Genomic DNA, 23,726 nt, shown 5'->3' with positions numbered 1-23,726 from the left:
GAGACATACATAAAAAAAAGCCGCTCTGGAAAGAGCGGCTGAAACTATTACATTAATATTATGAATATGTTTAATCTCAATCTACATTAGTTCGGATATTTTATAGCATCCGACAGCTCTATCGGATTATTGTACTTCTTCAGACGGGACTGGATTGTTTTGGTCATTTCTCTGAAATTTGGCTTCACCTCTTTTCCTCTTTCATCTATAAATTTTGCTTGCACATTGCTTGATTTCATTTCTCTTAATGGATCATTATAATAATCTAAAGATACTTTCTGTAACTGCTTTTGCGGAACAGTGAGGGCTCCTTTGTATATATTCTCAAAATCTAATGTATCAGATTTTTTCTTTATAGAATAAAGGTTAAACTTATAAGAGCCGGTAGAATCTGCCATCTCGATGATTAATCCGGGTAAATTTCGAAAAATATAAGGTCCGGCCTGAATGGGTACATCTTGAGTATACCATGCTTCCCCAAGCTTAAATCTTAAAAGTTATAAATAGAAAGGTTTCTTTAAGATCTAGTTCAAATTACCCTTATGGAATAATGTAATGCAGGAAAATTTAATTTTTAAGAATACAAAAGAGGCTGTCTTATTAGACAGCCTCATAATTTTTACATGTAATGCTTTCTGACTAGCAAGTTGATCCGCACTCAAGTAATTTGATGTGGATTACACCATTAACAACACATTGTGTCTGGCATAAAGCGTTAGTTACAACAGTGCTTACACCGCCAACTACTCCACCTACTGTAGATCCTACGCCAGTAACTACGCCACCAACGATAGTACCTACACCGCCTACTACTCCACCAACTACTCCTCCTAGTCCACCTAGAAGTCCGCCGATTGGATCTAGTAATCCGTTACCTGAAATAGCTTTTAATTCGTTTCTGTCCAATTTTTTTAAGTTTTTCATAACTATAATTTTATATGATTATTACATCACGAATATATGAATAATAATAATAGAATTGCAAATTATTTTAAATAAATTAATTATATGTTTATATTATTTAATAATTCATTAATATAAATATAAATTAATGAGGATAATATTTTCACTTATATGTGATTGATTTTCTAAAAGTTAAAAAGCATAACTCAATTTATGGAGTTTGGAGTTATTATTTTTGCATTAAATCTTAATTATTGATATTTATTTTTCAATGTGGGAAAAACCGTTTACAAAGAGCTGTAACAGGTAAAATGGATAAGCTGAAATACCTTGATTTCCTCATTTTAGATAAAAATTAAAAAACATCGATGAAATTTGTACTCTTATCGGGTAAAACCCACTTGGGTTGATTGATAAAGGAATCAAATTTTGTATTTTTGCTGACATACTTATATCAATGTCAGTTTTTTCAAATAATATACGCTTTTTAAGAGCCAGGAGAAAGCTCTCCCAGCAAAATGTAGCCGATGAACTAATGATTTCAAGAGTTCGGTATTCAAAATATGAAAACGGAATTTCGGAGCCTCCTATCGAGCTGCTGGTAAAAATTTCAAAATATTTCCATGTGAGTATTGATCTTATGCTTTCTGTAGATATTGAAAAGCATCCGATAGATGAAATGCTAAAGCTTCCTGATAACAGAATCGTTCTTCCGGTAGCAGTGGATACTCATGGAAACGATACCATAGAAATTATTCCTCAGAAGGCATCAATGGGGTATCTGGAAGGCTATAGCGATATAGAATACATTGAAAGTCTTCAGCGTATTGCTCTTCCTTTTCTTACCAATGGTAAATACAGGGCTTTTCCTGCGGATGGTGATTCTATGCCTCCTTTCAGAAGCGGATCTTATATTGTAGGAAAATATGTAGAAGGAATTAATGAACTGAAACCAGGCAAAACCTATGTTTTTGTTACTTTAAATGACGGAATTACCTACAAGCGTTTTAAAGAAAGAAAGGAAAATGCAATTTGCGTAAGTGCTGATAATTCATTTTACGAGCCTTATGATATTCCTTTTGAAGAAGTAGTGGAAATCTGGCAGTATGCTTCAGGAATTTTCCCGGAAGATTTTGAGCCGGGTGATTATGAAAGCTACAACTTTAAAGAGATGTTCCGTGAACTGAGACAGGATATCAGGGATCTTGACAAAAAGGTTTCAGGCCGCCGCCGCAAGCAATCTTAATATTTAAATAGATATCATATAAAGACTCCTGGTTTTATACCGGGAGTTTTTTATATAGGGACTTCAGTTATCAAGGATGATCCGAAAGTTCAATCCACACCGGAGCGTGATCGCTGCTTTTTTCCCAACCCCGCACATGGCTGTCTACTCCACCGGATGATAATCTCGGCTGAAGATAAGGACTTAATAAAATATGATCCAGCCTCATTCCTGCATTGCGGTCGTAGGCTTTGTATAAATAATCCCAGAATGTATAGATTTTCTCATCAGGATAAAGACTTCGCAGAGAATCCAGCCAGCCTTTTTTCTGGAGTTCTTTAAATGCTTTTCTCACTTCTGTTCTGTATAAGGCATCATTTTCCCAGTGCTCAGGTTTATAAACGTCGACAGGTTCCGGAATAATGTTGAAATCACCGATAAGGATGGCGGGAAGTTCCATTTTGATAAGCTGATTGGTTCGTCTTTTAAAACGTTTGAGCCACGATAATTTATAATCAAATTTAGGCCCCGGATAAGGATTTCCATTGGGAAGATACAGGCAGCAGATGACCATTTGATCAATAATAGCTTCTATATACCGGCTTTGAACATCTTCTGCATCACCAGGCAAAGATCTTTGTACTTCAGTTATTTCTTTATTTTTGGCCAGTATGGCTACTCCGTTCCAGCTTTTCTGGCCGTTCCAGATCGCTTCATATCCTGCGTTATTGATATCCTGTAAAGGAAAACGTTCCTGAGGAGCTTTTAATTCCTGAAGACAGACAATATCCGGTGAAGCTTCCTTGAGCCATTTCAGCAAAACAGGCAGCCGGCCATTGATTCCGTTCACGTTATACGTTGCTATTTTCATGATGAAGGTTTTTAGAAAATCAATTCTTTTCAATTACGACAATAATTATTCCATCATAAATATCTATTATTTGATATTTTGCGGAATAATAATCTTAAAAAGATAAGTTTTGATGAATAATCTCTGGGTAGAGAGATAAAAGTTCAATATATTTGTGATAAAGATGTAGCTCATTAATAATAAACTTCGATGAAAAGATATCCGACCTTTTTATTAGCATTACTTTTTCCCATTACAATGTATGGCCAGCAGAATCTTACTGCTGATGAACTGTTTGTTAAAGCCCGCACTACCGCTTTTGAACAAAAAGATTATACTACATCTATTGCCCTGGCAAAAGAGGCGCTGGCAAAAGCTCCCAATTATACCGATATTTCTGTTTTCTTAGGAAGATTATATACCTGGAATAAAGATATTGAAGCGGCAAGAGCTGTGTTTGAAGATCTTGGAAAAAGAGAGGTTCAGGATGAAGATTATTTCCTGGCGTATGCTTCACTGGAATACTGGAATGATCAGAATACAAAGGCTATCGAAATTATAGATAAAGGACTTTCCTATCATTCAAAATCTGAGGCATTACTGCTGCTGAAGGCAAAAGTATATTTTGGAATGGATCATTATGAAGAAGCTGACAAAGCGGTAACCACTCTATTATCTATTAATCCCAAAAATACAGAAGCAAGGGCTCTTGCAGTAAGAATCAAGGATCTGTCTTCTAAAAATGCTGTTGGAATTATTTACAACTATTCCCATTTTGACAAACAGTTTGATGACGACTGGCACATTGTGGGGGTAAGTTATAAAAGAATTACACCTATTGGTTCCGTGATCCTTCGTGGAAACTATGCGAACAAATTTGCCCAAGGTGGTACACAGATTGAGTTGGAAGCCTATCCGAGACTTTCCAAAATGTTCTATTTATATGTTGGCGGAGGATATTCTGATGATGTAGGTCTGTTTCCGAAATACCGTACCGGAGTTTCCCTGAATGCCAATCTTCCTCATAGTTTTGAGGCAGAGCTGGGTTACCGTCAGCTTCATTTCAGCAACAGTATCTGGATGTATACTGCGGCTGTAGGAAAATATTATAAAAATTTCTGGTTCAACCTTCGTACTTATATTACACCTGGCAGTAAAAATATTTCACATTCTTATACCGGAACGGTGAGATATTACACAAAAGGCGCTCAGGATTATGTTGCCTTTCAGATCGGAACCGGGATAAGCCCGGAAGAATACCGAAATAACCTTCTGGAAAATGAAACCTTTAAGCTTAAAACTTTTAAAATAGGTGCTGAGTATAATTTCTCTTACCGCTCTGTCAATCTTTTTTCTGTAGGAACCATGTATTATAACCAGGAATTCCGTCCGGGTGAGAAAGGAAATCAGTTTGATATTACTTTAGGCTATACCCGAAAGTTTTAAAACTTTGGCCTTGTTTTTTTCTTAAAATTAATCATTACCGAATCCGGCATCAGTTTCTTTGTGGAATAAAACCGGGTATTCATGCTTTTATACTGATTAAACCTGGCGTTGATCCTGTTCATGGCCGCAGCATTATTGGAAGCATCTTCCTCCATATCTTTTAGGGTGAAAAGCTGCCCGTCATGGATATAATATTTTTCAGATACAAAATCGATAAGCTGGTTTTTACTCTGCATCATAGGGATTCCGGCCTTGCTGATTTCAGAATCTGCGGAAAAACCTCTTCCAACCCATGTAACTGTAGAAGGGGTATTGATTTGATAATTATTTCTGTAGTATGCCAGAATGGAAGGCGCAATATCAAAATGACTTACCGTTTTATAGAATCGCTTTGATTCTTTTAATAACGGAGAATAGATTAATAAAGGAACATGGAATCTGTCAATTTTAGATTCTAAGGTTATTTCAGGCATACTGTGATCTCCCGTAATGACAAAAATAGTGTTTTTGAAGTCCGGCCGTTTGCTGTAATTTTCAAAGAAATTTTTCATAGCATCATCAGCATTCAATACCGAAATGAGCTGATTTTTGTGGGCAGATGCCCATTTTTTCTGTTCAGGAGTTAAAATTCCGGAGTTAAGTCGTTGATTGTACAGCTTTTCATAATAGTCTTTATTATTGATTAAAAAAGGATTATGTGTTGAAAGTGTAAGAATCATATTGAAATAAGGCTGATTCTGGGGTTTTTGCTGCTGCAGCATTTTACTTAAAACAGCCTGGTCTTCATATCCCCAGCTCTCTCCGTTGCTCGCAGGAAGCTTACGGTAAGGGCTGCTGAAGGAAGCCTGGTCTATAATATGATCTACTCCGCTGTACTCCAGAAACTCACGGTAGCGGTCAAATGATGCATGACCTCCGTAATAAAATCCGGTTTCAAAACCGTTTGCTTTAAGGATGTTATAGAGATTGAAATTCTCCGGTGTTTGTTCTATTTCAAGGAAGCCGTTCTTACCAAAGGGAAGAGATCCCGTTAATGATGGTAATGCTCCGAATGTTCTTCCTGCTGAGCTTAAACTGTTTTCCCAATACAATCCTTTATGGGATAAAGAATCAAGATAAGGAGTAAAGTTTCCGATATATCCTTTTGGGGAAGTATACGCATGTCCGAAACCTTCCATCACAAGAAAAACAAGATTGGGAACTTTCTCAGATCGATTAAAGTAAGAACCTAAAAAGTCCGGTGTGTTTTCTTTTCTCCAGAACGGAAAATTTTTATCAATCATTTCTGCATTGGCAGTAAAATCTTCATTGTCGCTCAGCAATTCAGTGAGTTCCGGATGGTCACTGATAAAATTATCTTCATTGGATTTAAAAAAATAAGCCCATTTACTTTTTGCCGCATTTTGATTAAACTCACTTTCGGAACTCAAAATCCTTGCTCCCACTACATTGGAAGGAATAAAGAATGCTGCTAACCCGAAAATCAATAGTATCATTCCCGGATAGATTGATTTTAAAGCTGCTTTTCCTGCAATCCACAAAGGAATCAAGGACCCAATGATTAAAATTCCCAGCAATGCAAAGTTTTTGAAGTTCAGCATTCCGCTTGCCTGCAAAATCTGCTTCATCTCTTCTTTGCTGTAGTATAAAAGGTCGGCACCCAAAACATTGCGGGTTTCAGAAAAATACAGGAACAAAATATATTGAGTAACTGCTACAATAAGCAGGGTGATTATTCCCAGAATTCTTGCCCAGCCTTCTTTGACAAAATTAATAATCAGATATATAATTCCGATACAGAATGTCAGCTGAAGCGCAAATAAAATGTTTTCCAAGAAAAGATGACCAATAATGGCTGACGTTTCAAATTTTGGAAAAGTATATTTGTACCACAGTGATTCTGCGGCGACTCCTAATAAAAATAAAGCAAAGAAAGCCAACGCCAGCATTCCCCATTTTTTAAGTCCTGCCTGAAGAATAGCATATATCCTTTCTTTCAGCGGTAAATGCTGGGTACTTTGATTGAAGCCCTGTCTTGTCATTTCGCCCCAGCCATGAGATTTTTTAAAATAATCTATAAATCCGTTAACCCCTGCTTTTACCACAATAGGATGGAAATAAAAAGGTTCGGAAAAAGCGGTAAAAATCAGTCTAAGGAAGTCTTTCCTTTTGGTATAAACCTGATGGCTGACAAGATCCACCAATATCGCATAGATGGAATACAGGAATCCCATTGAGATGACGAGGGCAAACAAGATCAGAAAGAAGGGCCAGTTGATAATTCCCAGCAATAAAAAGATGATAAAGATAATATATCCTGAAAATTCGATGAGCGGACCCAGGAATTCAAAGAAGAACCAGTAAGGAAGACTGATCATCCCTAATTTTTTATACTTCGGATTGAACATGAGTTTTCTGTGTTTCCACAGAGTTTCCATGGTGCCGCGCATCCATCGGTTTCGTTGTTTTCTGAGAATATCTTTGGATTCCGGAACTTCTGTCCAGCATAGCGGATCCGGAATGGTAAGTACTTCATAAGGCTCGTTTTTTTCCTCCATGTACTTTCTCATTCTTACCACCAGCTCCATGTCCTCTCCCACTGTGTTTTTATCATAGCCGCCGCAGGCCAGTACAATTTTCCGGTCAAAGACTCCAAAAGCCCCGGAGATCAGGATCAGTCCTGATGCTCTGGACCATGCCATACGTCCCAGTACAAAAGCCCGGATATATTCCAATGCCTGTGTTCTTCCCAGTAGGGTTTTCGGCATATTGACACTTACTACTTTTCCGTTTTCAATGACACAATTGTTGGCCAGACGAATCACTCCACCGCAGGCAATAAACTTTTTATCAGTCTGCTCCAGCATTGGTTTTGCGAGTTTTAAAATCGAATCCTGCTCGAGAATACAGTCAACATCAATACAGACCAGATAGTCTCCGGAAGAAATATTGACTCCAACATTTAAGGCATCTGCTTTTCCTCCGTTTTCTTTATCAACAACAATCAGTTTTTTGAAGGCCGGATTTTTACTTTTATAAACTCCTCTTACTGCATTGGTTTCAATTTTTCCCTGAATAAAATAAGCTACAGACTCAAGTTCGTAAGCCTCAATCAGCTTTTGAATGGAATCATCCTTACTTCCGTCATTTACAATGATAATTTCCAGATTATGATAGTAAAGGGATAACAGTGAACGTACATTTTCTACAATGGTCATTCCTTCATTATATGCCGGAGCAATAACGCTGAACACCGGAGCATTGGGATTGGCCGCAATAATACTGTAGTCTGTAAATGTATTTTCTTTTTTATAACGTAATACAGCGCCAAGCGCATAAATTCCTATCCAGCCATAGATAAGGGCTACTGCTGTTCCGTAAATCAGAAACAGCCAGATAACAACTTCATAGATGATGTGTGAGAATTCTAACATGCTTTTTCCTGTAATGCGTATTTAATAATTTGAATGAGTTCTTCAGAAGAGGTTTCCTTTTGGGATATCTCTTTCAGGAATTCCTGTTTCTCCAATGCACATAAAGCTTCTGCTGCATATACTTTTATCCCTGAATCCGGATTTTCCAATAACTGATCTTTCAGGAAATCCGTACTGTACTGGTCTTTTGACTTTTTCATGACTTTGAGAATCTCTTTCTGTACTTCAGCTGGCTGATGTGGATAGATTTCTATAAGATCAGCGATTGTTGAAGAATTTTCCAGCGATAATAAAGTTTGCACTGCCTGAACCCGTACATCAGCAGATGGATGATTCAACAAATCAGTTACTGTTGGATAGAGAGATAATATCTGAAATTTTCTTAAGAGTTTAAGGGTAAAAATAACTACGGATTCATTAGAACTTTCCATCCAGCTTTTAATGCTGTCTCGGGAATTCTCCGGAATATGTGTTACGGAAATAAGCAGACGAAGCTGCTGCCATTCTGATATTTTGGTTGAAATGCTGTTCAGGAAATGAAGACCTTCAAAACCCTTAAAGTTAACCATTGCATATTGTGCTTCCTGATACACCTGAGCTGAAGGATGGGTTAAAAATGTAGAAATTTTTGGCAACGCTTCCTGTACGTGCATGGCGGTAAGTTCCTGTATTCCTCCAGCAATGATATGTTCCTTCTTTTGATTGAGTTTTTTCAATGCTTCTTTCTGAAGGCCATATTCATGAAATAAATCTTTAAGTTTATTCTGTGCTGCTCCGGAAAATTTTTTCTCGGATTCTGCCAGTTTCTGAAGAAACAGATTTCTGAATGAAGGATTACCAGATGCTGTTGAAAAGTTAGTGTCTGCAGCCAATTCTTCTTCACCATATACAATTACTTCTGAGATCTTTTTATTGATCATTTCAGACCATCTGAAAACCCGAATAGATTCTCTGTACTGATAAAAGCTGTAGATCAGTACAACGATGATCAGTAAAAGTACTAAAGATAGCATTCCCAGAAAAACAAGAAAGAGAAAATGCACAGAAGTGGTGAGAAACATGGTTGTCGTTTATTTTGAAGAAAATCTTTTTATTCTTAGTATCAATTCATTGGGACTGAATGGTTTTACAATAAAATCGGCTGCACCCAAATCGAAGGCATTCAGTACTACTTCCTCCTGCCCCATGCTGGAAAGCATGATTACCGGTATCTGCTTGCCCATGGTTTTAATGGCAGAAAGTATTTCAATTCCGGAAGCAAAAGGCATCATAATATCTGTGATGGCCAGATCTACTTCCCTGGTTTTAAGGGTTTCAATAGCGTCTTTCCCGTTGCGGGTCAGGATCACTTCGTGCCCTTCTTTTACTAATTTATGTTCAATCGTTTTTAGAATCAGTTCGTCGTCTTCGGCGATTAGAATCAGCATAATTTTGGTTTTTTATTGTATTAAATTTTTAATTAATTGTAATCCTTTTGTTATTTCCCGGATCATTTCTTTTTCCATGGAGATAAAATCCATGTCGGGTTCCGCTTTACTCTCCCAGCTGGCCGTATTTTTTGTAAGTGTTACCAACCCCGCTGTTCCGGCTGTTCCTTTAAGCTTGTGAAGGATCAGTTTCAGATTGGTACTGTCTTTTTCAGCTGCGTGTTTTTTAATATCTTCTTCAGCCTGAATGAGTTGTTGCATGACAAGATCCAGGAATATTTTTCTAAAATCTTCATCATCATCACCTATCTGTTCGTTCAGAAGGTTTATATCGAGATCATTTTCTGTATTTGTGGTATTCTCGTCCGGAACATTATTCTGATCTGGAACATTATTTTCACCAGGAATGTATTTTTTCAGTATTTCCAGCAGATCATTTTGTCTTAAAGGTTTAGGAAGGAAGTCATTCATCCCGGAATCCAGACACTTTTCCTTCTCTCCCAACACATTACCGGCAGTGACACCAATAATCGGGATATCGGAATATTCCGGAAGCAAACGGATTTGTTTTGTAGCTTCAATACCATCCATTACCGGCATCTGAACATCCATTAAAATGATATTGAATTTTTTCCCCTGACAGAGCTGCCATGCCTGAAGCCCATCTGTAGCTTCTGTAAGCTCCGCATCAGGAATCAATGAACCTATCATTTTATGGTTGAGAACCATGTTAACCGGGTTATCATCCACGAGTAAAACCTGTGGCGACTGCATCAGAAAGGATGCCTCTGTTTCCTTCTTTGAAATGCTGGTGACCTCTTTTTCCGTAGTTTTCACGGCCCGGCTTAATGTTTTATAGAGTTCTTCTGATTTGATAGGTTTTAACAGGAAGTATGAATCGTTTTCCTGACGGAAATAATTAATAACATCATGTTCTTCAGATGAGGTATGAAGGATAATCAAAGGAGACGATTCTTTCTGTTGATCAAACAGGTCTTTAATTTTTTCTATGGTTTCCAGCCCGGAAATGACAGGCATATGGTAATCCATCAGGATCACATCAAAGCGTTCTCCGGCAAGTAATATCTGAAGGGCCTCCATTCCATTGGCGGCCAGCTTTGAATCTATATTTTTATAAGCCAGCATGTGCTGAATAATAATTCTGTTGGCTTCATTGTCATCTACGATAAGAACTTTATTGATTGGTAGTTCTTCAACCTCATGACGATCAGATATTTCATAAGGAACCTCTATATCAAAATAGAAGACAGAACCTTTATGAAGTTTACTTACCAATGATAAGCTGCTGCCCATATATTTCAGGATATTATTGGAAATAGTCAATCCGAGACCTGTTCCTCCATAGCGTTTGCTGATCGAGCTGTTTTCCTGGGTAAAGGCATCGAAAATATGCTGCTGTTTTTCCTTAGGAATACCAATTCCGGTGTCTCTTACGGAAAATCTGAGTTTGATATTTTTGCTGTCCAGATTTAGTTTTTCTACTTTAAGTTCTATTTCTCCCTGTTCTGTAAATTTTACGGCATTTCCGAGAAGGTTGATTAAAATCTGTTTCAGCCTCGATTCATCCAGCCAGATTGTTTCAGGAAGTCCCGGTTCTATATTCAGCAGTAGCTCTATATTTTTTTTCTGCGACTGGTAAAGGATAACATTGATTACCTGACTTACCATATCGTAAATATTGGCTTTTTCCACAATAAGATCCATTTTCCCGGATTCTACCTTAGAAAAATCAAGAATGTCATTGATGATATTCAACAGATTTTCTCCTGATTCATTAATATAATGGAGATATTGAGTCTGTATCTCGTTCAATGGAGTTTTTAAAAGAAGGTCGGAAAAACCGATTACCCCGTTCAGAGGAGTCCGGATTTCATGGCTCATGTTGGCTAGGAATTCAGTTTTTGCATTGCTGGCAATATCTGCCATTTTCTTGGCGTTTTTCAGTTCTCTGTTGATTCTTACTGAAGCTGTAATATTCTGGGCAGAAACAATAATTCCTCCTATAACATTATTGGAAAGATACCATGGTGTCACCTCTACACTGTAATGCTGAATGATTTCTTTACCAGGAATTTCTATAGCCATGTCTTCATTTTTATAGGCTTTCCCGGCCAGGGCATCCTGATATATTTTTAACCTTTCATCCGGTACATTGGGCGATATCTTGAACATATTTTCACCAATAAGCCTGATGTCATTCATCTGAAACTCATCTTTCCAGCTTCTGCTTACAGAAACATAATTGAGATCTTTATCAAACATGGCTACCGTAGCAGGTACATATTTTACAAAAGATTGCAGCATAGCCTCTTTCCTGGCCAGCTCAAGGTAGATATTTTTGAAGGTATCAATATTCTGAATGATTCCGTAGACTCTGGTGCATACTCCATCCTCAAATTCCGGGATCCCTTTTACCCTTACCCAGATCATCACGCCGTCATTTTGTATAAGCTGTAATTCTTCATCGTAGGGAACGCCTTCTTTTACAGCCTTTTCGAATAAAAATTCCAGCTTTTCGCGGCTTTTTTCACTGTAAAAACCCAGTGCATTTTCAAAATCAGGCTGGAAGTCCCGGTCTATCTTATGGATTTCTCTGGTAGACTGTGACCAGAAAACGGTATTGTTTTTCAGGTTGACTTCCCATCCTCCCACCTGGGCAACGGCACTTGTTTGTTCCAGCATCTTTTTGGTATGAACAAGATCTTTTTCCAAACTTATTCTTTCCGTAACATTCAGGGCAGTACTTACCACATAAGGATTCCCTTCTTTGTTGATTTCCACAAGATTGTGGTACATCCAGATCATTTCTTCACCTCCTTTTGTTTTCAGGATCATGGTTCCGAAATCTTCCTGGTTTTTATTGATTCTTTCGAGATATTGCTCAAGAAGATACCAGTTTTTTTTGGGAACAAGGTCTCTCAAATTCAATTTTTCTACTTCTTCAGAAGAATATTGCAGGGTTTCTCTTCCTTTTTCATTGACAGCAATGATATTACCTTCCATATCATGCATACTCATCAATCCTATGGCGTTTTCAAAGAAGCTTCTGAAGCGGCGTTCAGAGCTTTCCAGTTTATTCTTTTCTTCGATACGATGGGTGATATTGATTCCGAAACAAAAAATCTCCGAGTGGTTTTGATTGAGCTTTAAATACCATTCAATTATGATGGTTTGAGTATCATCTATCTTTGTTGAAGTTGTAAATGTAACTTCTTCGTCGGTATCGGGAAGATTTTTGGAAAGCATTTGCAGCTGAGAATTGTGATTCCCTATCAGATCTATGAAATTCTTATTGATAACCTCTGCTTTATCTAATTGAAACACCTTCTCAAAAGTCGGGTTCACATCTTTCAGCACAAAATCCTTATCCAGAACACAGATCAGATTATTGGAAATGGTAAAAGTCTGCTGAAAATACTCAGCCTGGATATTTTTCCTTTTTCCCATGAGAACTTTTGTGACTGCTTCTCCTATTTTTTTCAGGGTTGAAATCTGATCATCCGTAATGGTTTTAGGCTTATAGTCGATAACGCAGATGGTTCCCAATACAAATCCTTCATCATCAATAAGAGGTACTCCTGCATAAAACCGGATTCCTCCTGCCAGAATGAGCGGGTTATCAGAAGATCTTTCATCCAGTAAAGTATCATTGATCACTACTATATCTCCACTTGCGATAGAATATTGGCATACAGTATTCTTCCTGTCTACAAAATCAAGGGCAAGCCCCACACAGCTTTGGATGGTCTGGGTTTCGCTTTCCATCATGGCTATAAGTGCTGCCGGGCAGTCTGTCACCAGACATGCGGTTTCTGCAAAAATATCTAACTGGGGATCTTTTTCAAGGTTTAAAAGACCAAAATACTCCAGTTTCTTCATTCGGCTTTCTTCATTCGCAGGAATTGGATACTTCTTCATATGTTATATCAACAATTAGAGACTTTTCTTTTTTGATTATTAAAAAATGATAATCAAGGCCTTAAAGTTTATATTTTAAATATTTTTAAGCGCATTAAATTATTATTTTAATAAGTAAACCAAATTACGAAATAATTTTGTATTCTATTACAGTAAATATGTTAATAAACCTATATGTGTGTTAATTTTTGATTATCTTCTAGGAATTCTGAAGTTATATGGAAGTAATAAGAATTATGAAACAAAATGCACCATATAGGAAATATGATGCTTAGTGGGTAGATCCGGATGAATATAAGATATTGATTATGTGTTTTCTTAAGGCCTGACGATTGATAAAAAAGTCCATTCCCTGAAAAATACGGAAATGGACTCACCACTTATCATCATCCAAATCACAACTATACTATGAACAGGGAAGCAATGGCCTGTGCATCGCTGCCGCTTAAAATTTCGTCGTACGCTGCAGAACCTGCTGCAGCACCAAATAAAGTTCCGGTATTATAACCTGCCTGGTTGGTATTTTCTTCTCCTGCATAAACAGGATTGGTGGCGGAAGGCATACTTCCTCCGTTGGCAAGCTCAATCCATCCTTTGTTCGCCCTCATTCTTCTTACCTGTGAGGCATGTCTGGCTTCAACGGAGTGAATCTGTAACGCTGCCTGCAGAACCACTTTGTTGGACATCACATTTCCTGCCTGCCCTTTGTAAGCCCTCACTCCGGTATCTTCAAAAGCCTGCGCAAGGATAAGAAACTGGTTATAATCTGTAAAAGGCATAAAGTTTCCGCCGGCTGTAAAATCAAAAATAGGTTTATTTCCGGGAGTTGTTCCTAAAGAAGTCAGTGTACTTTTCAGAAAACTTACATGAGCGGATTCATGCTTTGAAATCTGCATAAAGACGGTTCTGTCTCCATTGGGAATCAGTCCCGGGGTTGACAATCCTATGCTGTAATATTCATTTTCAAGATATTCCAGTACCAGCGCCAGTTGTAAAGCATCTGTAAGGGTACTTTTTAAAGCAGTACCTGTTAATGCTGTTTTGGTAGTTTCTGCTTTGGCAGGGGTGGCCATCATAGCACCCAAACCAAGGGGTACAGCTGCTGTCGCTGCTTTTTTTCCAAATAATGAAATATCAGTAATCGTATCTAATCTTGATGCTTCCCTCGTGAAAAATTTATCATCAGAAAGCTTATCCAGTAATCTAAGAATATTCATAATGTGAGTTTTTAGGGTGATGTTTAGTTGATTCCTCTTTCTTTCCAGGTAAATGGTGTTTTGATAAAAGCTCCGGCAGCCATTACGATATCTTTGGGCTCTTTGGCAAGATCAAGTCCGTTGGCATCGATCACATCATCTCCTGAAAAATCTGCAGATCCGGGATTGATTAAATTTCTGATGGCAGAAGCATGTCTGGCTTCCACAGAAACTATCTTACCGGCAATCACGAGATAAGCGGGATTGGAAATGTATTTTCCTGCTCCATTGTACGCTGCAACACCGGTGTCTTCCAATGCCTTTGCTGTAGCCAGTACTGAATTTCTATCATTAAAATTTACATTCGGATACTGGAATTCAAGCTTAGGAAGCACATGATCTGTAGCACCACTAATAGCAACTTTAAAAAAATCCCTGTGAATCACTTCGTGATGATAGAGGTCTGTAAAAATCTCTTTTTCAATACTGGAAATTCCTGTATAAAAATTGTTGACCACCTTTGTATAAAAATCTGCTTCAAGCTGTTCCAAAGCATAGGCATAATTTAATACCCCTACATCTCCGGTTCCAAGATCATACTTTGATTCTTCTATAATCTGGAAGTCATCATCATCATTACATCCGATGATGGTAAGGCCTGCAATAGCCAATCCTACTCCACTTAGTTTTAAAAAGCTTCTTCTGCTGGTATCAAGGGTTGCACCCTGATTAGAAACCTGAATTGTTTTTTTCATAGTATTTATTTTTAGTGTTGGATAAATAGGAGATAAAAACAGCACATTGGAATATGCTGTCTGAAACTTAGAATTTGTTATGGCATCAATACTGTATCGATTACATGAATCACTCCATTAGACTGGTTTACATCAGCAATCGTTACTTTGGCGCTGTTTCCTTTTGCGTCTTTTATGTAAAGATTTTTACCTTTTGTCCAGAATGTAAGATCTTCACCCTGTACAGTTTTCATCATGCTTTTTCCGTTTCCTGCTTTTACAGCGGCCCATATTTCTTTAGCGCTATACCTTCCCGGAAGAACATGATAGGTTAAAATAGAAGTAAGCATCGCTTTATTTTCAGGTTTTACAAGGTTTTCTACGGTACCTTTCGGAAGTTTGGCAAAGGCTGCATCTGTAGGTGCCAATACGGTAAAAGGTCCTGCACCCTGTAATGTTTCTACCAGACCGGCAGCTTTTACGGCAGCTACAAGGGTTTTATGATCCTTTGAGTTGACCGCATTTTCAATAATGTTCTTAGAAGGATACATGGGAGCTCCCCCTACCATTACTGTTTTTTCTTTCATCGTTTGTGCAGTTACCTTCCCACTGAAAGCAAATGATAAAACTACCATTGCTAAAACTGTGATTCTTGACTGTGTGTTCATTACGTTGATTTTTAGTTAATTATATTGAATGTGTTTCTAAAATCATTTACGAGGCCGGTTTTGTTTTAGATTGAAAAAAAATAAAATAAACTGTAACTATATGATTTTCAGTATATTATTTTTACTGGAAAATAAAATCAACTCTTGAAATATAATTTTCGTATTGAATATTTTTCAATAATTTTCAGGAAAACATGTACGAAATAAATGATGTATTGGATTTTGTTGATTATGTCTTTTATTTTATTACATTTGAACAGAAAAATAAATATTATTAAAACAACCTATTCTGAAGAGGAGCTTATCGTTTTATTAAAAGAAAAAAACGAAAACGGTTTTCATTATCTGTATGACCACTATTCCGGTGCGTTGTATGGAATTATTCTTCGGATCGTTCAGTCTAAGGAATATACTGAAGAAGTGATTCAGGATGTTTTTGTTAAAATATGGAACTCTATCCATCAGTATGATGCTTCCAAAGGGAGGTTTTATACCTGGATCATCAATATTGCCAGGAATACAGCCATTGATTATTTAAAATCAAAAGCTTTCCAGAATGAGCTTAAAAACCAACCACTTCCGGATTTCGTATATAATACTGCCGAGCTTTCAACGACTAACCATTCTTCCGATTATATTGGATTTAATAACGTGCTGGAAGGTCTGGAAACAGATAAACAGGAGCTCATCGACCTTGCTTATTACCAGGGATATACTCAACATGAAATATCAGAAAAACTGAAGATACCGCTGGGAACGGTAAAAACGAAAATGCGGAATGCGCTGATGAAATTAAAGGATTTGCTAAAAGATTATCAATAAATTGAACACTAAAGAATACATATCATCCGGAATTATAGAATCTTATATTCTTGGCCATGCTTCTCCCGAGGAAGCAGGGATTTTGGAGTGTGTGATGAAGAATAATGCTGAAGTAAAAGAAGCTTTTGAAGAAGCACAGAAAACTTTGGAACATCTTGCTACAGCTCAGACTGTAACACCTCCAAGTGATTTGAAATCTAAGATCTGGAACAAAATTCAGCAGCAACAGGTGGTTGAAGAAATAACTCCTGCTCTTTCACCAGATATTCCTGAAGTAAAAAGAGAAACGGAAAGTGCTATAGAGAGAAATGATTTCAGGAAAAATACACCCTGGAAAACATATGCCATAGCAGCTTCTGTATTGTTCCTCGTAAGTGTTGGCGGAAATGTATTCTGGATGAATACGCAATCTGCCAGCCAAAAAGAAATAGCTTTAATGATAGCTGATAAAAAGCAGAAGGATCAGGCTATGGAAAAAATGAATCGAAAGATGGATATGATTTCTAATCCCGATATGCAGATGGTGATGCTGAAGGGCGTAGAAAAGCATACAGACGCCAAAGCCATGGTTTTCTGGGATAAAAAAACAAAAGAAGTGTATCTGAATGCAGAAAAACTTCCTAAAGCCCCTGAAGGTATGCAGTATCAGCTTTGGGCCATAGAAGATGGAAAACCGGTCAATGCAGGGATGTACACCGAAGATAAAGACAGCAGAATTGCTTTGGCCAGTATACCGGAAGCTCAGGCTTTTGCTATTACGCTTGAAAAAGAAGGCGGAAGCAGCGTTCCGACTATGGAAAATATGTTTGTAATGGGGGAAATCTAAACCCCTGTTGATACAAAACAAGGCGGACACAATCAATCCGCCTCGTATCTCCCAAATAATTAAATATGAAAAAATATGAATGTCTATACCAGACAGGCCTTCAGCATCAGATCGTGAAGGTCTGTATTTTTAATAAACGGCTGTAAAAGCTCGTTTCCGGGGCCATAAGCCGCTACTTCCACGTAATCTCCGGAATGATCCATGCTGATCCAGCCCACAGAATTCCTGCTTTTCTGAATTTCTGAATACAGTTTAAAAGGCAGTTTTTTGTAATTATAAAGTCCTGCTTCCTCTTTTTCAAGACCGTTGTAGAAACTTAGCATATGCCTGGCTTCATCGTCGTTCAGAGTAATCTTGTTGCCTTCATAAATCCAGTCTTTAATATCTTTTACCGAATTATCTTTGTTAATCTTGTTCAGAATGTATTCATTGGTGTATTTGTATTCTGAAATGCTGTTAAAATGTGTAGTAGCCTCTGCTCCGTAAATAGTTCCCGGATTAGCATTTCCATGGTCTGTAGTGATGATGACTAAAGTATTTCCGTCTTTTTCGGCAAAATCCATGACTGCTTTCACCGCTTCATCAAATGCCAGCTGATCATGGATGAGTGCCGCTACATCATTGGCATGGGCAGACCAGTCTACTTTTCCGGCCTCGATCTGAAGGACAAAACCTTCTGGATGATCTTTCATCTGACGGATAGCAGTATTGGCCATTTCAGCAAGAGAGGGTGTATTTTTATATTCCGGAAGATGAGTTCTGTCGATGCTGTAAGGCAATGCTCCTGTATTGAAAATACCTAGCAGCTTCTCTCCTTCTTTGATTTCTTTCAGGTCATTTTGTGTTTTCAGAATTCTGTATCCTTTTTTGCTGTAAACAGAATAGAGGTCTTTTTTGTCTTCTCTTTTGGAGGGATTAAAAAATTCGTCTCCACCACCTAACAGCACATCGAGTTCAAGTTCGGCGTACATTTCAGCAATTTGGGGTTCAGCATTTCTTTTCGAAGAATTTACACAGAATCCGGCAGGAGTAGCATGAGTAATGGTTACCGTAGTCACGCAGCCTGCTTTTTTTCCTGCTTTTTTATATTGCTGCCATATCGGAAGATGTTTCTCTCCGTTAGCTCCGATGTTTAAAACTCCGTTTTTCACTCTGATTCCACCTCCAAAGGCTGAACTTGCGGCAGCAGAATCTGTTACAACAGAACTTGCTGAAGCGGTATCCATCAAAGCACGGGTTACCTTTTTATCATGATACAGATTAAGCCAGTTACTTCCTTTTCCTAAAATATTCCGTGAATACAGATCTGCCATTGAAAGCGTTCCAAGGCTCATCCCGTCACTGATCATAAAAATAATATTCTTAGCTTTTCCTTTCCTGTGCAGTTCGGTATTCTTCCCGAAGCTCCAGAGATCAGATGGCGATAAGGTTAATAATCCTGAAAGTATTGCAGATCCTTTTAGAAATTTTCTTCTGTCCATATTGTTTTTGAAATAATGCCGAAAGTTATCATATTTAATTCTTTATCGTAACTTTGTTGCATTAATTAAAAGTTAATTTTAAATATTCTTTGGGAACGGATCCTCAAAACTTAGTTTCTTATCGAATTGTTCCTTTTCTTTTTCATTAATAAGACATTGCTGAAGAGCTGCCAGCATCTGATCTTTGTCCAGATTCTGGCCGATAAACACCAGTTCGTTGATCCTGTCGCCCCAGTTTTTATCCCATCTGCTTTCTATAAAATTCTGATTGTCTGAAAATGATGAATACTGAACCCTGTGGCTCATCGGCATGCTGCACCACCAGACTCCTGCTTTTTCAAGTCTGAAAGAACCTCCTGCCTGAGAAAAATTCAATGCATCATCAGGTCTTGAAGCCAGCCAGAACAGGCCTTTTGCTCTGATGGTTCCTTCCGGATAATGATGATTCAGATATTTCCAGAGTCTTATGGGATGGAAGGGCTTTTTATCTCTGAAAATAAGTGAACTTATTCCATATTCTTCAGTTTCCGGAGTGTGATGATCAGCCTGTAATTCTTTTTGCCAGCCAGCGGATGACTGTGCTTTTTCGAAGTCAAAAAGCTGCGTATTCAAAATCTTTTGAGGATCAATTTTTCCAAACTCTGATTGTAAAAGGGTCGCCTCCGGATTTAACTTCCTGATTGCTGCTTTTAAAAAGCCCAGTGTCTCAATATTGATAAGATCTGTTTTGTTTAAAATAATCACGTTGGCAAATTCAATCTGATCAGTCAGAAGATTAACAATCGTTCTGTAGTCGCCTTCCATATCAGTAAGATCGCGGTCCATCAGTAGTTCATTAGATCCAAAATCTTTCATAAAATTGAAACAATCTACCACCGTTACCATTGTATCTACATAGCTGAAACGGGAAAGATCTATTCCGCTCTCTTCATCAATATAAGTAAAGGTCTGGGCTACAGGAATCGGTTCACTGATTCCCGTACTTTCAATAAGGAGGTAATCAAAACGGTTTTCCCGGGCAAGACGTTCCACTTCTACCATAAGATCTTCACGAAGTGTACAGCAGATGCATCCGTTACTCATTTCAACAAGTTTTTCTTCAGTTCTTGAAAGCGTGTTTTGATTTTCAACAAGGCGTGCATCAATATTAATTTCGCTCATATCATTCACGATGACTGCTACTTTTAATCCTTGTTTATTGTGAAGAATATGATTCAGTAGTGTCGTTTTACCCGCTCCCAGAAATCCGCTGAGTACCGTTACAGGAAGTTTCTTAGTCATGTTTTAATGTTTATGATTTTTAAAATTGATGATATGGCCTGTAATCAAACCGACAGCTCCGATATAGATCAGAGGAAGATGAACTTCAAACAGAAAATCTGTCAATATAGACATGAAAATAAGGCTTAATGATATCCAGAACAGAAACTTCAGCCACCGTTTTTCCATTTTCTTTGTTATTCTCAATACTACAACGGCTCCAATAAAAAGGAAAGCAAGGTCAATATAAGGATTATGGGAAATTCCCAATGGAACAATTAATAGCAGTGGAAAGACAATACAATGAATCAGGCATAAAACAGCAGCGGAGATTCCTACAGCATCAAGAATTTTTGATTTCATAATAGTATGGATTAATTTTCTTATCGTAACTTTGTTGCAAAAGTAGAGATAAAAATTTAAATAACGCAACTTTGTTGCATTAAAATATGAAACAGGTCAGAAATACTCACGCCAAAACGGAAATTTTAAACCTTATTAATAGTTCGGATGTTGCCCTTACCCATTCTGATATTCAGAAGAAACTGGGAGATCTGTGCAACAGAGTAACCATCTATAGGGTTCTGGAAAGGCTTGAAAACGAAGGTGCAATACACAAGATCGTCAATATTGATGGTGTAGTGAATTTTGCAAAGTGCAGTGGAAAATGTACCCATGAACAGCATTTTCATAATCATGTTCATTTTAACTGTAAGGAATGTCATTCAGTGACGTGTATTGAAAACGCTATTCCGGAAATCAGTCTGCCGGAACATTTTATCGCACAGGAATATAATTTTATCATCAGCGGGATATGCCCGAAATGTGCCGATGCTTAAAAAGTAAAAAGGCAGAAAAGCGAATATGCTGATCTGCCTTTTATTGTATTGAAATATAAATTCTGTTATAAAGAAGAAATATAGACTTCTATCTTGGTACCATCATAATTGAAGGTTCCATCAGAATTCTTTTTACCCAGTACCCATTTCATATCTACAGGTACATTCCATGCTGATCCTAATGAAAAACCGTTAACAGAACGGATTTCATTACCATTTCCCGTAGTAATAGCCGAATGAAAGAATGTTTTGTCGATAAGCCTGTAAAAACCAATGGCTTTTCCTGCAGGAATAGGGGTATATCCATCCCACTTTTCTCCCGCCGGATAATTGAATAAGGTTAACCATTTTTGTCCTGCCGATTCTGCAAGCTGAGTAGGACTTATGCTGGCACCACGCATATATAATGCATAAGCAACCACATCATGACATACTCCACTGTTGTATTTCGAAATGTTCTCTTTCCCAGAGAGAATAGCATGAGCAACGGGTGCTCTTTCAGATAGGGATAGCTGAGCCTTCCTGGCTCCTTCCGGTGTTATAAATGACATATTGTAATATTTTGTTTGGTGACGTAAAGATACAGCTTTAAAATTTAATCACTTATGTTAGAAAATATTTTAAGTTTCGGCTAAAGCCAATGGAAGGATACTTTATAAAATAAGCGTGCTAAAGCCCGCCTCTATTGATATATAAATCAGGGATTAGCCCGCCTCTATGATAATAATAATTTAAAAACTTTTAACAATAATACATGCATTCATAGCTGAAAAGCTTCCCCTCTTTAAAAGTAAAAATAAAGAGCCCGGCATCTCCATTCTGAATGTGATATTCGTGCGGAGAAGAAATCCAGCGTGTTGAGAGTAAATTTCCAAAATGGTTGACAAAGTCCTTTTCGTTATAATTAGAATCCATACGTTCATTTCCCAGAATCACAGCTTCGCCATTGTTGAAGGACATTTTGTAAATGCTTCCGGAAACTTTTCCTTTATATTCTTCAAAAGCAACCATCATATCAGAGGTTCTGTAAAAATATTGAGGTTCCCATCCGCATTCAGGGGTATTGGGAATGTCTTTTACCTTCTGCATCTCCAGCTGTTTCATCTGCGTATCAGTGATTTTGCCGTCAAAAAGCTGGGTTTCTTTCCACACAAAATGCATGTTTAAGGCTTTCAGCTTTTTTTCATAAGCTTCAGTTTCTGGTTTTTTTGCCAGTTGATCTGCCAGAAGAAGTTCAAAATCGATATCTACTTTTGGATTTTCTATGCCGGTATTGGATTCTTTCCAGTACTGTAATGCTTGTTTAAGGTTTTTATCTTCCTGCCATGCAATTTCACGTAATCTTCCCACCTGAGCCAGTTCTTTTTCCTTGTTTTTACCTTTAACTGCAAGATAATCTTTCAGAATCCTGTCGTAAGTAAGTCCGGTTCCCAGATATTTCATTTGAATATATTCCGGATTGTCATGAAAGTGATCCCCGATATAAATCCAGCCATCCTCATATAAAGGAACATAATCTATACAGACAAGTTCGTTTAAAGCAGCCCTGCGTATGGCTTTACTTTCTGTGGTAGGCGCTTTTCGTACACGCAGCTCAGATACCTGCACATAAAAATGCGGACATTGATGTCCTTCTGTTCCTCTATAAAAATACTGAGCGGGTTCGCCGGCAGACTTTTTCCCACGCATGCTTTTTTGTAACGGCTGACGGTCTATAAAACCAATATCACCGTTGCTTACCTGTACTTTGTATTGTGTTTGGGTAGAATCCAGAACATAAACAGGTGCTTCGGTAGAAAATATTCCTAAAAGATCTTTATTTTTTCCACTTTCACGAAAGAGATGTCCCCATTCTGACGTATAAACAGGGCGTTGGCCAGGGCTTTGTGCCATGGTATTATAAAAGCAGCACTGAAAAATGCCGGCTGCCAATAGTATCTTATTCAACATATTGTAATGGGTATCCACAAAAACGATCCTGTTTTTTGCAGATGGTTCATAATGGTTTCTGTGGTTATTCCTTCAAAAATAATGAAAAATCAGGGTTTATGCCAAAGTTATTGTTATTCAGAATGGGTATAAATTCCATCCTATTCATCTGTTCCCATTGGGTAAAGTAAATAAAAATACTATTTTTATCGGCCAAAAAAGTAAAAACTCATTATGCCCACTGATGCTTCTCTTAAGCTGATTCCGATGACAACTTTCGTGCTGGAATATTATTCACACGAAGGATATGCCGATCTTCAGATTTTGAATCTGATGAATAATTATGCCAATTTCTTAAAGAAGCGTTTGACTCTTGGAATGTTTGTCCCTGTAGACCGTAAAGGGAATATTCTGAAAGAACCGAAAAATTATACCGCATGGAAATCTCTTGACCATAACGATGGAAGAAGAACGGATATTGTAGGTTTCGAAGAATATGCAGAGTATCAGAAGGCCGAGCAGAACTGTATGTTTGAAGGCTTTAAGGTAGATTATAATGGATATTCAAAAGTGAGAATCATTGCTTCATACGACCCTTCTATTGAATTGTCTTTTAATAAAAATGACCTGATTCCTACAGGCTTCAATGATGTGGAATCACTGACGGTGTTTGATGATATCTTTTTAACATCCAGTGCATTAAAAGCGATTGGGATAAAACGATAAATTATAGTTGTACCATATAAA

The 23,726-nt window shown here is 37.7% G+C and carries 21 protein-coding genes; 6 read left to right on the top strand and 15 right to left on the bottom strand.

The window, feature by feature from the left end; genetic code table 11:
- Nucleotides 1-86 precede the first annotated feature (86 nt).
- Nucleotides 87-449, bottom strand: coding sequence for a hypothetical protein (locus V0410_RS04350; protein ID WP_442879199.1), 363 nt, complete (start codon nucleotides 447-449; stop codon nucleotides 87-89).
- 190 nt (nucleotides 450-639) lie between these two features.
- Nucleotides 640-924, bottom strand: a complete 285-nt coding sequence (locus V0410_RS04345; RefSeq protein WP_002979306.1) for a bacteriocin-like protein — start codon at nucleotides 922-924, stop codon at nucleotides 640-642.
- 436 nt (nucleotides 925-1,360) lie between these two features.
- Between V0410_RS04345 and V0410_RS04340 the strand changes: the two genes are divergently transcribed.
- A complete protein-coding gene (locus V0410_RS04340; RefSeq protein WP_110011579.1) occupies nucleotides 1,361-2,149 on the top strand; it encodes an XRE family transcriptional regulator in 789 nt (262 codons plus the stop codon).
- A gap of 70 nt (nucleotides 2,150-2,219) precedes the next feature.
- On the opposite strand, the gene xth is transcribed toward V0410_RS04340, so the two are convergent.
- Entirely contained in the window at nucleotides 2,220-2,999 is a 780-nt protein-coding gene (gene xth, locus V0410_RS04335) for an exodeoxyribonuclease III (protein WP_330746473.1), read from the bottom strand.
- Between the two features lie 189 nt (nucleotides 3,000-3,188).
- On the opposite strand from xth, the gene V0410_RS04330 reads away from it, so the two are divergent.
- A complete protein-coding gene (locus V0410_RS04330; protein ID WP_330746472.1) occupies nucleotides 3,189-4,424 on the top strand; it encodes a YaiO family outer membrane beta-barrel protein in 1,236 nt (411 codons plus the stop codon).
- On the opposite strand, the gene V0410_RS04325 is transcribed toward V0410_RS04330, so the two are convergent.
- From V0410_RS04325 to V0410_RS04295, 7 genes are all read right to left on the bottom strand, one after another.
- Nucleotides 4,421-7,858, bottom strand: coding sequence for a sulfatase-like hydrolase/transferase (locus tag V0410_RS04325; protein ID WP_330746471.1), 3,438 nt, complete (start codon nucleotides 7,856-7,858; stop codon nucleotides 4,421-4,423). The genes V0410_RS04330 and V0410_RS04325 overlap by 4 nt on opposite strands.
- The gene (locus tag V0410_RS04320; protein ID WP_330746470.1) at nucleotides 7,852-8,919 is read right to left on the bottom strand and encodes a HEAT repeat domain-containing protein; all 1,068 of its coding nucleotides are present in this window, start codon (nucleotides 8,917-8,919) and stop codon (nucleotides 7,852-7,854) included. The genes V0410_RS04325 and V0410_RS04320 overlap by 7 nt, the downstream gene beginning before the upstream one ends.
- A gap of 9 nt (nucleotides 8,920-8,928) precedes the next feature.
- Nucleotides 8,929-9,285: a response regulator transcription factor gene (locus tag V0410_RS04315; RefSeq protein ID WP_330746469.1), complete on the bottom strand. Its 357-nt coding sequence runs from the start codon at nucleotides 9,283-9,285 to the stop codon at nucleotides 8,929-8,931.
- Nucleotides 9,286-9,297: 12 nt separating this feature from the next.
- Nucleotides 9,298-13,224: a response regulator gene (locus tag V0410_RS04310; protein ID WP_330746468.1), complete on the bottom strand. Its 3,927-nt coding sequence runs from the start codon at nucleotides 13,222-13,224 to the stop codon at nucleotides 9,298-9,300.
- Between the two features lie 401 nt (nucleotides 13,225-13,625).
- A complete protein-coding gene (locus V0410_RS04305; RefSeq protein WP_330746467.1) occupies nucleotides 13,626-14,441 on the bottom strand; it encodes a ferritin-like domain-containing protein in 816 nt (271 codons plus the stop codon).
- Nucleotides 14,442-14,464: 23 nt separating this feature from the next.
- On the bottom strand, nucleotides 14,465-15,175 hold the full coding sequence (locus tag V0410_RS04300; protein WP_110011587.1) for a ferritin-like domain-containing protein: 711 nt from the start codon (nucleotides 15,173-15,175) through the stop codon (nucleotides 14,465-14,467).
- Nucleotides 15,176-15,252: 77 nt separating this feature from the next.
- Nucleotides 15,253-15,822, bottom strand: a complete 570-nt coding sequence (locus tag V0410_RS04295; RefSeq protein WP_330746466.1) for a fasciclin domain-containing protein — start codon at nucleotides 15,820-15,822, stop codon at nucleotides 15,253-15,255.
- A 252-nt stretch (nucleotides 15,823-16,074) separates the two neighbouring features.
- Between V0410_RS04295 and V0410_RS04290 the strand changes: the two genes are divergently transcribed.
- Nucleotides 16,075-16,644: an RNA polymerase sigma factor gene (locus tag V0410_RS04290; RefSeq protein ID WP_330746465.1), complete on the top strand. Its 570-nt coding sequence runs from the start codon at nucleotides 16,075-16,077 to the stop codon at nucleotides 16,642-16,644.
- A gap of 1 nt (nucleotide 16,645) precedes the next feature.
- On the top strand, nucleotides 16,646-17,470 hold the full coding sequence (locus tag V0410_RS04285) for an anti-sigma factor (RefSeq protein ID WP_330746464.1): 825 nt from the start codon (nucleotides 16,646-16,648) through the stop codon (nucleotides 17,468-17,470).
- Nucleotides 17,471-17,553: 83 nt separating this feature from the next.
- Here V0410_RS04285 and V0410_RS04280 read toward each other — a convergent pair whose 3' ends face one another.
- From V0410_RS04280 to V0410_RS04270, 3 genes are all read right to left on the bottom strand, one after another.
- The gene (locus tag V0410_RS04280; RefSeq protein ID WP_330746463.1) at nucleotides 17,554-18,951 is read right to left on the bottom strand and encodes an alkaline phosphatase; all 1,398 of its coding nucleotides are present in this window, start codon (nucleotides 18,949-18,951) and stop codon (nucleotides 17,554-17,556) included.
- Nucleotides 18,952-19,029: 78 nt separating this feature from the next.
- Nucleotides 19,030-20,232, bottom strand: a complete 1,203-nt coding sequence (locus tag V0410_RS04275; RefSeq protein ID WP_330746462.1) for a GTP-binding protein — start codon at nucleotides 20,230-20,232, stop codon at nucleotides 19,030-19,032.
- A gap of 3 nt (nucleotides 20,233-20,235) precedes the next feature.
- Nucleotides 20,236-20,574, bottom strand: coding sequence for a MerC domain-containing protein (locus V0410_RS04270; RefSeq protein ID WP_330746461.1), 339 nt, complete (start codon nucleotides 20,572-20,574; stop codon nucleotides 20,236-20,238).
- A gap of 86 nt (nucleotides 20,575-20,660) precedes the next feature.
- Between V0410_RS04270 and V0410_RS04265 the strand changes: the two genes are divergently transcribed.
- Nucleotides 20,661-21,050, top strand: coding sequence for a Fur family transcriptional regulator (locus tag V0410_RS04265; protein ID WP_110011593.1), 390 nt, complete (start codon nucleotides 20,661-20,663; stop codon nucleotides 21,048-21,050).
- Nucleotides 21,051-21,115: 65 nt separating this feature from the next.
- Here V0410_RS04265 and V0410_RS04260 read toward each other — a convergent pair whose 3' ends face one another.
- Together V0410_RS04260 and V0410_RS04255 are read right to left on the bottom strand one after the other, a co-directional pair.
- Entirely contained in the window at nucleotides 21,116-21,601 is a 486-nt protein-coding gene (locus V0410_RS04260; RefSeq protein WP_330746460.1) for a hypothetical protein, read from the bottom strand.
- Nucleotides 21,602-21,791: 190 nt separating this feature from the next.
- Nucleotides 21,792-22,943: a hypothetical protein gene (locus tag V0410_RS04255; protein ID WP_330746459.1), complete on the bottom strand. Its 1,152-nt coding sequence runs from the start codon at nucleotides 22,941-22,943 to the stop codon at nucleotides 21,792-21,794.
- 270 nt (nucleotides 22,944-23,213) lie between these two features.
- Here V0410_RS04255 and V0410_RS04250 point away from each other — a divergent pair, with 270 nt between their 5' ends.
- Nucleotides 23,214-23,705 (top strand): hypothetical protein, encoded by a 492-nt coding sequence (locus V0410_RS04250; RefSeq protein WP_062669418.1) that lies wholly within the window; start codon nucleotides 23,214-23,216, stop codon nucleotides 23,703-23,705.
- Nucleotides 23,706-23,726 lie beyond the last annotated feature (21 nt).

This window comes from Chryseobacterium sp. CP-77 (assembly GCF_036362765.1).
GTDB classification, from domain to species: domain Bacteria; phylum Bacteroidota; class Bacteroidia; order Flavobacteriales; family Weeksellaceae; genus Chryseobacterium; species Chryseobacterium cupriresistens.
Note: the sequence above shows the minus strand (reverse complement) of the source record. Positions and strands in the feature narration are given on the sequence as shown.